The organism is Thalassospira profundimaris (assembly GCF_003326675.1).
GTDB lineage: Bacteria > Pseudomonadota > Alphaproteobacteria > Rhodospirillales > Thalassospiraceae > Thalassospira > Thalassospira aquimaris.
Genome location: NZ_JPWF01000002.1, coordinates 207,997 through 221,558, shown reverse-complemented (window position 1 = coordinate 221,558; position 13,562 = coordinate 207,997). Strand labels below are relative to the sequence as shown.

Below are 13,562 nucleotides of genomic sequence, written 5' to 3'. Positions count from 1 at the left end.
CATCTTTACGCTTACGTAAACTGCAAGCTACATGCTTTCCGTAGCGGCGACAATCGGCAATTCCTTGGGAAGCTCGACGCAGAAGGTGCTTCCTTCGCCCGGGGCACTGGTCACGCTAAGTATTCCGCCATGTCGGTCGGTGATCTTTTTACAGATGGCAAGACCGATCCCCGTTCCGGCATAATCCCCATATCCGTGCAGACGTTTGAAAATCTCGAAAATGGTTTCGTGATATTGCGGGTCGATACCGATGCCGTTATCGGCAACGAATATTCGATAGCTGCCGGGTGTGTCGGCGGCAAAGATCCGCACGCGTCCGTTTTCGGGATCACTGTATTTCAGGCCGTTTGACACCAGATTCTGGAACAGCAAAAGCAACTGGCTGGCATCCCCGGTCACAGTTGGCAGATGTCCTTCACGGACAATATTGCCTTCGGGGGCAGAACCAGCGCGTTTGAAATTGACGACAATGGCATCAAACAGATCATCGAGCGGTACGGGGTGGAACGGTTTGCCATGTCGACCGACCCGCGACAGGGTCAGAAGATCATCAATCATCCGCTGCATGCGCTGTGTGCCATCAACCGCATAATGGATGAATTCATCAGCTGTATCGTCAAGCTGCCCCTGATAGCGACGCGCGATCAATTGGGTATAGCTCGACACCATCCGAAGCGGCTCCTGCAAGTCGTGGGATGCTGCATAGGCAAACTGTTCAAGTTCGCTGTTGGACCGTTCAAGTTCGGCCATGGTGCGCTGAATTTCCATCTCATGACGCTTGCGCTGGGAAATATCGCGCAGCGTAATGATGTAGTGATACCGCTGATCAGCGGAAAAATGGCTGATGGCGACTTCAAGCGGCACGGTACGGCCAGTTTTGGTAAAGGCGAGGACCTCGATCACACCGGTGCCAAGATCGGTCAATAACCGGTCGGGTGGTGGGGCTGTGATCTGGATATGGTCGCTGTCAGGCAACAGGAACCGGATGATGTTGCGCAATTCCGGATCGCCTTCCGGGCCGCACAGTTCCTGTGCGCGGGAATTCAATGGTTCAATTGTCCCGTCATCGGATGCAACAAGAATGGCATCGATGGTATTTTGCAGTATCGCCTTCGTGCGGTCTTCGCTGCGTTTTGACTGGGTGACAAGATCGGCCAGTTCGGATGCCTGTTTGCGCAACAGACGGTCGCGCTGTACGGCAAGCGTCACATCCCGGATAATCAGCGAACAGAGTGTGCCGTTATTCTTGGTCTTGATCGGATGGACACGAATGGATTGCTCCATCCGGTCAAAGCTTGCGGCAAATTGCGGCAAGGGCGACAGCGGCAAGGCCCCCTGATTAAGCGACGGGGATATGACCGCAGGCATCCCGAATTTCAGGCAGTCCTCAATCGCGACACTGACGCGTCCCATTCCGGTTTCGGGAAAGACGTCGTGAAGTGCCTTGCCCATGACCTCCTGGGAACTAAGGCCCGACCGGGTCTGCATCCATTGGTTCCAATGGCAAATTGTCCGGTCAGGGGCAAGCGCGACCAGTCCTGTATCTGCGGTATCAAGAAGTGCGGCAAACAGTTCCGCAGCATTGCCGTCCCGGTCCAAATCAATGGACTGTGTTGGTTCCTGTTGGGATGTGGGCGATGGCTTTTTCATGCACCTCACCAGTTAACCAAGCGAATTGGCAAGAAAACGACGAACCAGTTCACGCAACATCTGGATGGAATCCAGATCCATGACAAACAGCACATATCCATCGATGTCATTCTGACGCAGCATGAATTGAACATGCAGGATCATCAGGACCGGCTTGTTGCCATTATTCAGGCCGCCGCCCTCGACATCCAGCAATGATTTGCTTTCACGTTTGCGAAATGACGGCATTGAACAATTGATAGGCTCGCCAAGAACGTTTGAAATGCTGCCAAGACAGGCATTCAGGATGATGTTGCCAACCTCCATCAATGCTTCCTGTTCAAGATCGGTCAGCGTATCAAGCGGTACTTCGACTTTCAAAAGGCTGCGCACCAGCTCAAGGCTGCGTTCTTCCGGGAAAACCAGCATGGCCTCGCCCTTGAAGGGGCCATCAAATGTTTGGCTGACTGCGGAAACCACTTCGTTTGGTTTGCTGGCAAGGTCGGTATCGGAAAATCGTTCGACAAAGGTAATGCGCGGAACGGTCAGTTCGACCGGCTGTTCAACCATTTCCGACAAAGATGACGCAGCGCGACCAACCCCGATATTGATCAGTTCACTGATCGTGTCATGTTCAAGTTCGCTAAGGTCGATCATCGCGCCGCTTCCTGTGCGGCAATGAAGTCGCGGATTTTTTCTTCGGTCGGCGGTTTAGCCAGGAATTCAAGTCCAAGGCTTGCAGCCTTCTTCTGAATTTCCTGCTGAATATTGGCAGTCAGAAGTGCGATTACGGCATCGGGAAAGCGACCGCGCAATTGTTCGCCAAGCTCAAGACCATTCATGCCGGGCATGTTGAAATCAAGCAGCAGATAGTCATATGACTTGCCTTCGACCATTTCGAGCGCCTTGTTGCCGTCTTCGGCCTCGTCAATTTCCCAGTTGGAGAAATTGCTGGAAATGAATGCCTTGACCAGAAGGCGGGCAAATTTGCTGTCATCGACAAGCAGGACGGAACGCTGTTGGGCCATATGTCTACTCAGGTGATCTGTTCAATATTTCGCGGGGCGGTAATTATAGTTCAGTCTCGGCATTTGCGGAAATCCGCAGGATATGTTTGACGATTTCTTCAGCGGGTTGCGGTGTCGTAATCAGGAAACCCTGTACTTCGTCGCATCCGCTTTCGCGCAGGAAAGCCATTTGTTCCTCGGTTTCAACGCCCTCGGCAATGACATTCAGGCCAAGGTTATGGCCCATCAAAATGATCGTGCGCGTAATCGCGGCATCATCAGTATCAATTGTCACATCGCGGACAAAGGAGCGGTCGATCTTGATGGTGTTGATCGGCAAACGTTTCAGATAGGCAAGTGACGAATACCCGGTACCAAAATCATCGACAGCAATCTGCAAACCCAGATGACGCAGTTCATCAAGTATGGCTGCGGACTTCTTAATGTCCTGCATCATGACCGTTTCGGTGATCTCCAGAACGATGCGTGCCGCTGGCGTCCCGGTCTCGGTCAATATTCGTGATATGGTCTCTGTAATTCTGCCTTCAATAAGCTGTCTGGGTGACAGGTTGATCGCAACAGGCAGTGGCGGGATGGATTGTTTGTCCCATTCGGAAATCTGACGACAGACTTCCTTGATGACCCATTCGCCGATTTTGCCAATCAATCCGGTTTCTTCGGCAACGGGAATGAACTGCATCGGGGAAATATAACCACGTCCCGGCTGCTTCCAGCGGATCAGGGCCTCCAGCCCCGAAATACGATCAGTGCGCAGATCGACTTTGGGCTGGTAATGCAGTTCGAACTGGTTCTGGGCAAGTGCTTCGCGGAGGTCATTTTCAATGACCAGACGCGCCATCGCACTTTCGTTCATGGTTCTGGTAAAGAAGTGATAGGTCCCGCCGCCACTTGATTTCGCACTATACATTGCCGTATCGGCGTTGCGCATTAGGGCCGGGAAATCTTCACCGTCTGACGGATAAAGGGCAATGCCAATTGAAGGCGACACAAACAAAACGCGTCCCTTGATGTCAAAGGCCGGTGCCAGCGCATCAAGAACTGCCTGCGACAAATTGGCGGCATCCTGCGTTTCTTTAAGGTCGGGGATAATGATCAGGAATTCGTCACCGCCCAAGCGACCAACGATTTCCTGACGCCCGATGACTTTTTGCAATCGCCCGGCTACCGCCTTGAGCAACAGGTCGCCAACATCATGACCCAGACTGTCGTTGATGACCTTGAACCGGTCAAGGTCGATGAATAGAACCGCCGTTGCACCATGGCGGGAACTGGCATTTTCTTTGTGTTTGGCCAGCGCCTTCGACAGGCTGTATTCCAGCATGCTGCGATTGGGCAAATTGGTCAGCGTGTCGTGATTGGCCATATAGACAAGCTGTTCTTCGTATCGCTTGCGGACGGTTATATCCGTCAGAACTGCCGTCATCATCGGTGTGGCCGTGTCCGGAATCATGCGCAGGGCGATGGAAACTTCGATTTCGGCCTGATCTGCGCGGCGGATCGGCAAGGTCAGTCGTTTTTCAACCGAATGATTGTCCGCACCACGGGATGCCAGTTCTTCAAGGCTGTGTTCCAGAAGAGGGATGGCACGCGGCATCAGGAATTCATGCAATGTCCGTCCTTGTGGGGTTTCATCGCGCATCAATCCCAAAATCTGTTTGGTCGCGGCGTTATATTCGACGATCCGCCCGGTCGGGGTGATGGTCAAAATCCCGTCCGCTACGTTCTGAACAATTGCAGTCAGCTGGTTTTCGCGGTCGCGGACCTGTTGTTCGGTGATGCGCAATTTATCAAGGGTGGCTGAAATACGCTCGATCAGACCGCGCGTGGTTTTCAGGATCATGCCCAATTCATCACGGTCGTGAATTTGCGGGATATGAAGCGTCGAGGGATCCGGATTTTGCGGATCAATTTTGCGCAACAAGCCGGCAATGAGCAGCAACGGCTTGGTCAGTGTCGCATAGAAAAACGCCACCAGAACAAGACCAAGAATCAGGTTGCGCAAGATGCCCGATGTCAGAATACGTGTGGCGCGATTGATAAAGCCGTCGGCAATCTGGTCTGTATCAATTTTAACACTCAGATGTCCGACAAGATCTTGCGAGCCGCCAGTCACGAGCGGGATTTCATAGGCGTGGTTTTCACCGAACATCACTTCGGTCAGGGCGGATCTATTGGAGTTGATCGGTGCTTCTGATCGCTGCGCAAGGATGTTGTTGAAATTGTCGCGAAGGACCGCTTCGTAAACCGGTTCATATTCAAACAGACCGGAAACAACACGTGCGGCCAGCGTTTCATCAAGCCCGTAGGCAGCCTGCGTCGCGGATTCGCGCAAAGTTGCCAAAACCTGCATCACTGTGCGGTCAATCAGGCTTCGTTCTTCGCGCAAATCCCAAGCAATCTGAATTCCGCTAAACAAAAAACCGATCAAAAGGGTCAGGCCAACTGCGATCCTTGCCTGTTTGACAGACAAACGATCTCGCCACTTAAGCCGTTGCTGATCAAGGCTTTTGTCTGGCACGCTCAACCCCAAATATCCACGTTTCCCAATTGATCAAAAGCACACTATGGCTTTGCGGGGGTAAAAGCAATTATCCGGGCAGTCTGCAAACTGGAAAAACGCAAAGAAATCTGTATGGTCTGCGCAGTTTTGCAATGCGTTTGCAGTGCTCGCATCTTGCTGTATTACCGCATTGCACCAGAATTAGAATAATACGTAAAAAAATGGGGTTTTATTGGAGTTGCACACAACAGCGGTGCGTGATAACCCAATCCCCAGAGAGAGAACAAGGCCAAGCGCGGGTGCAGCCGCAATCTGGCCTCGCAACCTGTACGGAGTTACACCATGACCTATGTGGTGACGGAAAACTGCATCAAGTGTAAGTATCAGGACTGTGTCGAGGTTTGCCCCGTCGATTGCTTCTATGAAGGTGAAAACTTCCTGGTTATTCACCCTGATGAATGCATCGATTGTGGTGTTTGCGAACCCGAATGCCCGGCCGAGGCAATTATTCCTGATACCGAGCCGAATCTGGATAACTGGTTGGAAATCAACCGGAAGTTCGCGGAAGTATGGCCGAATATTACCCGCAAGGGCGATGCGCCAGCCGATGCTGATGAATGGAACGGCAAAACCGGCAAGACCGAATTGCTGAGCGAAGCACCGGGCGCGGGCGACTGATTGTCGAACTAACCCCCGAGATTTTATACGATTTTAACCCGTTGGCATTTGCCAGCGGGTTAAACGCATGGCTGCATTGAGCCACGCACACCGAAAAAATCTGTGAACCAGTGGCGTGTTGTGCTATTGTGGGCAACTCGCGTTAAGGGCTCGACAGGCTCGTTCCGAAATCCCGGATCTCCGTTTTTTATATTCCTGTCTGAAACCGCGACTTCGCCAAAAGCTTGGTCGTGTGCAGCTCTTCGCGTCACTGGGTCTATATTGTTACAGTTGAATGACCAGGCCTGAATGGGCCGGAAGGATGCTTGATGTCGGATAAGTTGCCCTTTGCTGTTGGCGATTACGTTGTATACCCCGCACACGGCGTTGGCTGTGTTGGTGGCCTGGAAACCCAGGAAATCGCGGGTCAGGAATTGCGCCTTTATGTAATTACCTTTGAATCCAGCCGCATGACCTTGCGCGTGCCGGTGAACAAGGTGGGTAACTCCGGTCTGCGCAAGCTGTCCTCGAAAAAACAGATGGACTCGGCACTGATCACCCTTAAAGGCCGTGCACGTGTAAAACGCACCATGTGGTCGCGTCGCGCCCAGGAATACGAAGCAAAGATCAATTCCGGTGATCCGGTTTCCATCGCCGAAGTTGTGCGCGACCTGCATCGCAGCGCGACCCAGCCGGAACAGTCCTTCTCTGAACGTCAGATCTACGAAGCAGCGTTTGAGCGCCTTGTTGACGAACTGGCCGCGATTGAGAAAATCGACAAGGACAAAGCATCGGGCAAACTCGAAAAGCTTCTGCAAAAAGCTGCCTGATTGAATAAGTCCAGCTATACAACTATTTATAAAAGCCGGCCCACAAGGTATCCTTGGGCCGGTTTTATTTTTGTTTTAGGCAGGTTACAGCGATGAGTGCAGTTCTGGCGCCGATAAAGCCGGCTGAGAGAATCTGGGTTGTCGGCGCGATCAATGGCGATCATGGCGCATTGCGTGCTGTGCATCTGAAGCTTGCCGAACGCATCGCGCCCGGTGATCGGCTGATTTATCTTGGCAATTACTGGGGGGATGGTACGGCGCAAGATGTGATCGCCACCATCAACGAGCTTTTGCTGTTCCGCCGTTTCTTCATTGCCATGGATGGCGTCGATATTGCCGATATAGCCTTCCTGCGCGGTGCAGCCGAAGAAATGCTGTCCAAATTGCAGCAAATCCAGTTTGCCCCGAACCCGGGCGAAGTTTTTGACTGGATGCTGACGCGCGGTATTGCCGGAACAGCGCGGGCTTATGGATTTGATCCTGCGCATGTCCAGTCGATCATGCGTCAGGGGGCGCACGCCATTTCACAATGGACGTCGCAGTTTTCAGATAGCCTGCGTCGCCATCCAGGGCATACGGCGCTGATGTCGGATTTGAAACACGCGGCCTATACGACCGATGGTCGCCTGATCTTCGTTCATGCCGGGCTTGATGGTTCGCGTCCATTGACCGGACAGACCGATACATTCTGGTGGGGTGGTTCGATGTTCGAGGCGATCAATGAGCGGTATTACGATTGTGCGCGTATCATTCGCGGTGCTTCGACCACGCAGGCAGGCTTGCAGGAGCGCGAATTTACATTATCTGTTGATGGCGGCGCCGGACGTGGCGGGGCTTTGATGGCGCTTGCACTTGATGGTCAGGGTAAGATTACTGAACAGATCACAAGTGGCACCTGATCCATTCCGGTTCTTAATGAAAAAGGCAGCATCCTTTTTGGGGATGCTGCCTTTTTGTTTTTCAGGTCTAACGCCGAACTAGTGCCGGACGACTTTGACCAGCGATCCTGTTGCCGGTGCTTCGCCATCACGCAGGCCGTTCAAGGTGGCGAATGTCTCGGCCGGTGCGCGGTCGACCTGCATGTCATCAATGAAAGTCTGCAGGTTATATTCCGGGTTTGCTGCCCTGACCTTGATGCGAAGCGGCGTAAAACCCCGTTTCTCGGTATTGCTTAAGGAACGGAAGCTATAGGTCGTCTGCCGCAGCGGCAGGTTATAGCTGTCGGTCTGCGCCAACGGGGTGATGAACAGGAACTGATAGGCCGAGTCCCCGTGACGAATGACAACCACCCTAAGCCGTGCGGAACCGGATCGCAGTGACACATCTGCGCTGCCCGTGGCTGCTTCCTGGCCGTTGATATCGATCATTTCGATATTGCGCAGCGTGATCTTGGTCGAAAAACCGTCCTGAAGATAGCGATCCAGTCTTGTATCTTTCGCCTTTGGGGCGCCTTCAAACACGATTTGCGCACCCTTGCCATCCTGTGCAATTACCGCAGATGGCTGGTTGCTGATGGTGAAGCCTTCCGGGACTTCAAACCGGAAATCAAGCGGGACATGGACAAATTCCTGTCCGCGGACATAGCCCTGATCAGGGCCGTCACCATAGAGAATACCATCAATGGCGGTCATATAGCGAACTGTACCCAATTCCGGATTTTGGACTGCGGTGACATTGGCGCTCTGATGGGCTTGCTGGATGCGATCAAGTGTCCGCGGGTGCGTTGCCATGAAATCATACTGGTCGACATCATCGGCGGATCGTCCGGCCAAAACCGCCTGCAGACGGGAATGGGCGCGCAGCTTTTCAAGGAAGGTCGCCATCGCATCCGGGTCGTAACCCGCACGGGTGATATAACGAACGCCAAGCATGTCGGCTTCAAATTCATGTTCACGCGAAAACGATTTCAGATAGGCACTCGCACCCGTGTTGATCAGATCGCCTGCGCCATTACCTATCGCAACCGACAAGCCACCTGCAAGGATTTGGGTCAAAACCCCACGGCTATAACGCTGTGCGGAATGTCGGGCGACAACATGGCCGATCTCGTGGGCAATAACCCCGGCAAGTTCGGCTTCGTTGGTGGCAAGGGCGGCAAGACCCCGGGTGATGTAAACATAGCCGCCGGGAAGCGCAAATGCGTTGACGACCGGCGAATCAAGAACCGTAAAGGTGAACTGGTCATTGGGGGTTTCGGACACTGCAACAAGCTTTTGACCGATTTCAGTGACATAGCTTTGCAGGTCTTTCTCCGAATATTGCCCGCCGAATTCCTTGACCATTTTCGGATGTTCTTGCGAACCGAGCTTCTTTTCCTCTTCGGGCGACATAAAGGCGGTAAAGCTGTCTTCGCCCGTCGCAAGGTTGGTCGAACAGCCCGCAAGTGATGTACTTATCGTGACTGCCGCCATGATTGCGATCAGGTGCTTTTTATGACCGAATTTCAACCAGTTCATAGATGCCTTTCCTCATGCCGCCTTGCCGCGTAAGCTGTTTGTCGTCACCCGGCGAAACCAAGTAGGAATTGGTAACGCGTGTTCAGAAATCATTCAACACATTCACATCCCTCGATCAAAACAGCGAATTGGGGAAATTTTGCGGTCAAACACCGGTTCAGGGATTGGCGGATGCATGCCGTGTGGATTTGTCTGGTGGTCTTTGGTGTGTCTTTGGGCGATGCGCAGACGACTGAATGGCGATGTGGCCGCGATCTGGTTTCGGTCAGGGATACGATGCCAAATGCTGATATCACTCTGCCTGCTTGGCAGTTGCTGTCCGGGCTGAGCATTCATGGGGTTGACGAACTGGTTGATCCTGTCGCTCCCGACGTGAAAATGCGTCTCGCCGATGTCGAATTTGTCCCTGAATATGCAGACGCAGCTCTGCAATGGATGCGTTCCGGACGCCAAGCGAAACTGGAATGGCGAAAACTTTCTGACGCACCAGACTATCTTGGGCGTTATAGCGTCGAAATCAGGGAGCAAGGCGATTTGGCTGCGACCGGGCTTGCGCCTGTTTCCTGGGCAAAGCGATTGCTGTCAGCGGGGCTTGTGATGGCATTGCCGCAAAGCGGACGGGATGTGCTATCATTGATGTCCGCAGAAAGCAACGCCATTACAAAGCATGCGGGTCTTTGGGCTGATACCTCGGCAGATCGAGCGTATCTGGTTTCCGCAATGCCCGGCGGCGGTTCCCAGCAGAACGGCTTAATGCCGTCTGTGCATGATGCCATCGGTCGCTTTGTTGTGGTCGAAGGCAAGCTGCGTGCGGTGGAGCATCAGGAATGGCGCAGCTACCTGAATTTCGGGGCGGAATGGCATCGCGACTTTACCATCGCACTGGACGATGAGTTACGCAGCTTTTTTGTCGGTGGTGCTATTTTCGAAAATGCACTTGATGACTGGATCGGACGTACTGTGCGGGTGCGTGGATTGGTGCAAAGTCGCGGCGGGCCATATATTGAACTGGCCAATCCGGACTGGCTTTGTTTGCTAACCGAATAGAGACTTGTCTTTGGGGGCGCAATCATGAGACTTGTGGCAGGTCATTGCCACCAGCAAACAAGAGGTCCCCGCGTGCTGTATCCCGAAATTGCTCCTCATATGACCGGTTGGTTGTCTCGTGCCGACGGACACGAAATTTACTGGGAAGAGGTTGGAAATCCCGACGGTATTCCTGTTGTCTTCCTGCATGGCGGGCCAGGGGCCGGGATATCACAAAACAGCCGCCGTTTCTTTGACCCGGAAAAGTACCGCGTTATCTTGCTTGATCAGCGGGGTGCAGGGAAATCAAAACCGTTCGGCAGTCTTGAAAACAACACAACCGACCATCTGATTGGCGACATCGAGGCCCTGCGCGAAGATCGGGGTATCGAAAAATGGGTGGTGTTTGGCGGGTCCTGGGGTTCGACCCTGGCGCTTGCCTATGGGCAGGCGTGCCCTGAACGTGTTCTGGCCTTTGTTTTGCGCGGGATATTCCTTGGCCGCGAAAGTGAAATTGCATGGTTCATGGATGGTATGGGACGTTTCTTCCCCGAGGCAGAACGTCGTTTCCTTGAGACCGCAGGGTTTGATCGCAACCCGGGCTGGCAGGAAATGCTTGATCGCTATGCCGATATCTTTGCCGGAAAGGAAGGTGAAGAGGCCGCTGTCGAAGCCGCCCGCGTGTGGTCAGCTTACGAGGCGACTTGCTGTACCTTATTGCCCGACGAAGCCCTGGTCGAAGATTTCGAAGGCGATGAAATCGCCTTGGCCTTGGCGAAGCTGGAACATCACTATTTCGTTCATCGCTGCTTCTTTGCGCCGAACCAGCTGCTTGGAAATGTCGACAAGATTGCGCATTTGCCTGCCGTTATCGTTCAGGGACGCTATGACGTTGTTTGTCCGCCGACATCTGCATTTGACTTGAGTAATGCATGGGAAGGAGCAACGATGATTATCGTTGATGACGCAGGACATGCAGCAAGTGAGCCGGGCATTATCCGCGAACTGGTCCGGGCCATGGATCGGTTCGACGGGAAAACTTTTGCTTGATAATTGTGCAATGTTTGGTTGAGTTTAGCGCGGGCGTCAGTAATATGTCGCAAATATTGATCTAGTGGGGACTTGGTTAATGAGAGTGACTTTGGGGAAACTGCTTGCAGTTTGTGTCTTCTTTGGTTTCGTAAACGCAGCATCTGCGCAAGAAATTCTCGGAAATAACAAGGATTCGGGCCTTCTCGAGTTTTCGACCGGTATGGTTGATATCACTCAGGATGAAGAAGCAGCAGAATTCCGTATCGATTATCGTGCCCAGCACGCAATGTTTGATGTGACTCGCCCGATTGGTGGCGTGATGGTCACATCAGAAGGTGCTGTTCACGGTTATGGCGGTCTGGCTGTTGACGTTTTGTGGGGCGATCATTTCGTTTCCAGCGTCTATACCTCGGTCGGTGCCTACCATCAGGGTAATGGCGAAGATCTCGGACACTGGATTGAATTCCGTTCCGGTCTTGAACTCGGCTTCCGCTTTGACAGCCACGAACGTCTGAGCCTGGGGATTTCCCATATCTCGAATGCGAGCATTGGTGATGAAAACCCGGGGACGGAAATCCTGTCTTTGACCTATTCTTTCCCGATCGAGCGTATCTTTAACTAACAGATATGCGATCACACCAGTCATGGCTGGCGGGATTGAACAGATGCATTTGAACAAGAGCCTTTCGGGAAACCGCATTCCTGCAAGGCTCTTTTTCTTTTGACGAGGCGCTTAATTTAAGCAGGAGATTGCGCCTTTACGTGATGCTCCTGCATTGATCGCATGTCGATTAGCTGTTAATTGAAAGCGACTTCTGATCGTGATGCGCCCGTAGCTCAGCAGGATAGAGCACCAGATTCCTAATCTGGGGGCCACAGGTTCGAATCCTGTCGGGCGCACCAATTTCTGTCTGGGTTTAAAGGCCGGACATTTCCCCCATAACTTGAAAGCCTGACGCTTTCTTCTCATATCCTTTTTATGTGCAACTGCCGGAATTCAAAGGACAGGTGCACCAACAAACAGGGTCGGGAGGAAACAATGCCAAACTGGATCAGGCTTCCCAACAGCGAAGGTTCGTGTGTGCCGTCATCCGGTCCCGGATCGGATCAGGCAACCTATCAGCGCCATGTTGGACGTGCCGGTTTTCAAGGGCCATCCGCACAGATTTATCATCGTCACCCACCAGTAGGCTGGGCCACGTTTGAAGGTCCGCTAAGGCCGCGTGCATTTGACTTGGGAAAACTTGCCCCCGGTCCGGCCTGTCCGTTACAGGCACGACGGTTTTTGCGCAGCGATACCATGGAAGTTCGTTACTGGAAAACGGATACCAAGATGCACGCGCTGGCCCGCAACGCCGATGGCGACTTGTTGCTGTTTGTGCATAACGGCGAAGGTTCGCTGTTTTGTGACTATGGTCATTTACCCTATCGCGACGGGGATTATATCCTGTTACCGCGCGGGACAGCTTGGCGTGTTGAGCCGTCGACTCATTGCGAGTTCCTGTTGATCGAGGCAACGGCAGATGCCTTTGGTCTGCCTGACCCCAATGCGGTCGCCGGTGGAACGTCTGTTGATCCCATGCTGTTCACTTTGCCAAGCATTGATGATGCATTCCGCGCCCAGCAGGACGAGGCATTCTGGGAAATTCATATCAAACGCAAGGGGCAAGTATCCACATTGACCTATCCCTATAACCCGCTTGATGCAGCAGGTTGGGAAGGGGACTTGTGTGTTGCCAAATTAAACTGGCGGGATTTGTCCAAGAGGCGTTCGTCTGGGGATAAAGTGCCGCCTGCGGCCTACTGTACCTTTGTCACCGGCACCTTTTCTGTCAGCACCTTTATTCCGAAGGTCGGCGAAGGTGAATCCGGGATGCTCCGCGTCCCGTTTTATCATTCCAATGAAGATGTCGACGAGTTCGTCTTCTATCATCGTGGCGAGTTTTTCAGTCGCGGCGAAATCAAGGCGGGTATGGCGACCTTCCACCCAAGCGGCTTTCCGCATGGTCCGCATCCGCGGTCCTATCAGGAAAAAATGATCAAGGCCCCGGTCGAAACCGACGAAGTCGCGGTGATGATCGATAGCCGGGACTTTTTGACGGTCGATGAATCCATTCCAGATGGCGCGGAATGGAAGGCCTATGTGAAAACCTGGGAAAAGGCACAGGAAACGCTATAGGGATTTGTGCGCAAGAGGATTGGAAGCTTATCTCAAGGGATAGGGAAATAGCGGAAATCTCGGCAAAACACGTTAATATTATTGTTAACTTGTGCGGTTAATTTATGCTGTGCGATAGAACGTGCCGGACCAGATTTGATCTGACACGTTATAGTTATGGTTGGCGTGGTTGCGACGACCATTTTGCATTGCATCTACTGCCGCCATTTGGTGTAACCAAGTCAA

12 protein-coding genes and 1 tRNA gene are annotated in these 13,562 nt (G+C 52.9%); 8 read left to right on the top strand and 5 right to left on the bottom strand.

Annotation, left to right across the window (positions count from 1 at the left end; translation table 11 throughout):
* Window positions 1–27: 27 nt before the first annotated feature.
* Genes TH19_RS03665 through TH19_RS03650 form a run of 4 tightly spaced genes read right to left on the bottom strand, consistent with a single transcriptional unit; the run spans window position 28 to window position 5,175 of the window.
* Complete coding sequence (locus tag TH19_RS03665) at window positions 28–1,650, bottom strand: ATP-binding protein (protein ID WP_114100981.1); 1,623 nt, start codon at window positions 1,648–1,650, stop codon at window positions 28–30.
* A gap of 12 nt (window positions 1,651–1,662) precedes the next feature.
* On the bottom strand, window positions 1,663–2,286 hold the full coding sequence (locus TH19_RS03660) for a chemotaxis protein CheC (RefSeq protein ID WP_114100980.1): 624 nt from the start codon (window positions 2,284–2,286) through the stop codon (window positions 1,663–1,665).
* On the bottom strand, window positions 2,283–2,657 hold the full coding sequence (locus TH19_RS03655) for a response regulator transcription factor (protein ID WP_114100979.1): 375 nt from the start codon (window positions 2,655–2,657) through the stop codon (window positions 2,283–2,285). The genes TH19_RS03660 and TH19_RS03655 overlap by 4 nt, the downstream gene beginning before the upstream one ends.
* Before the next feature lie 43 nt (window positions 2,658–2,700).
* Window positions 2,701–5,175 (bottom strand): EAL domain-containing protein, encoded by a 2,475-nt coding sequence (locus TH19_RS03650; protein WP_258547811.1) that lies wholly within the window; start codon window positions 5,173–5,175, stop codon window positions 2,701–2,703.
* A gap of 324 nt (window positions 5,176–5,499) precedes the next feature.
* Here TH19_RS03650 and fdxA point away from each other — a divergent pair, with 324 nt between their 5' ends.
* The 3 genes from fdxA (at window position 5,500) to TH19_RS03635 (ending at window position 7,543) form a co-directional block, all read left to right on the top strand.
* Complete coding sequence (gene fdxA, locus TH19_RS03645) at window positions 5,500–5,835, top strand: ferredoxin FdxA (protein ID WP_114100977.1); 336 nt, start codon at window positions 5,500–5,502, stop codon at window positions 5,833–5,835.
* Between the two features lie 308 nt (window positions 5,836–6,143).
* Window positions 6,144–6,644, top strand: a complete 501-nt coding sequence (locus tag TH19_RS03640) for a CarD family transcriptional regulator (RefSeq protein WP_101245477.1) — start codon at window positions 6,144–6,146, stop codon at window positions 6,642–6,644.
* 92 nt (window positions 6,645–6,736) lie between these two features.
* Window positions 6,737–7,543, top strand: coding sequence for a hypothetical protein (locus TH19_RS03635; RefSeq protein ID WP_114100976.1), 807 nt, complete (start codon window positions 6,737–6,739; stop codon window positions 7,541–7,543).
* Between the two features lie 78 nt (window positions 7,544–7,621).
* On the opposite strand, the gene TH19_RS03630 is transcribed toward TH19_RS03635, so the two are convergent.
* Window positions 7,622–9,100, bottom strand: a complete 1,479-nt coding sequence (locus tag TH19_RS03630) for a M48 family metalloprotease (RefSeq protein ID WP_114100975.1) — start codon at window positions 9,098–9,100, stop codon at window positions 7,622–7,624.
* Window positions 9,101–9,280: 180 nt separating this feature from the next.
* On the opposite strand from TH19_RS03630, the gene TH19_RS03625 reads away from it, so the two are divergent.
* The 5 genes from TH19_RS03625 (at window position 9,281) to TH19_RS03605 (ending at window position 13,337) form a co-directional block, all read left to right on the top strand.
* Window positions 9,281–10,147, top strand: coding sequence for a hypothetical protein (locus tag TH19_RS03625; RefSeq protein WP_147250708.1), 867 nt, complete (start codon window positions 9,281–9,283; stop codon window positions 10,145–10,147).
* 99 nt (window positions 10,148–10,246) lie between these two features.
* On the top strand, window positions 10,247–11,176 hold the full coding sequence (gene pip / locus TH19_RS03620; RefSeq protein ID WP_258547810.1) for a prolyl aminopeptidase: 930 nt from the start codon (window positions 10,247–10,249) through the stop codon (window positions 11,174–11,176).
* Window positions 11,177–11,255: 79 nt separating this feature from the next.
* Window positions 11,256–11,780, top strand: coding sequence for an acyloxyacyl hydrolase (locus TH19_RS03615; protein WP_114100972.1), 525 nt, complete (start codon window positions 11,256–11,258; stop codon window positions 11,778–11,780).
* A 204-nt stretch (window positions 11,781–11,984) separates the two neighbouring features.
* Window positions 11,985–12,061: transfer RNA gene (locus TH19_RS03610), tRNA-Arg, on the top strand.
* A gap of 136 nt (window positions 12,062–12,197) precedes the next feature.
* On the top strand, window positions 12,198–13,337 hold the full coding sequence (locus tag TH19_RS03605; protein ID WP_114100971.1) for a homogentisate 1,2-dioxygenase: 1,140 nt from the start codon (window positions 12,198–12,200) through the stop codon (window positions 13,335–13,337).
* Window positions 13,338–13,562: the final 225 nt, after the last annotated feature.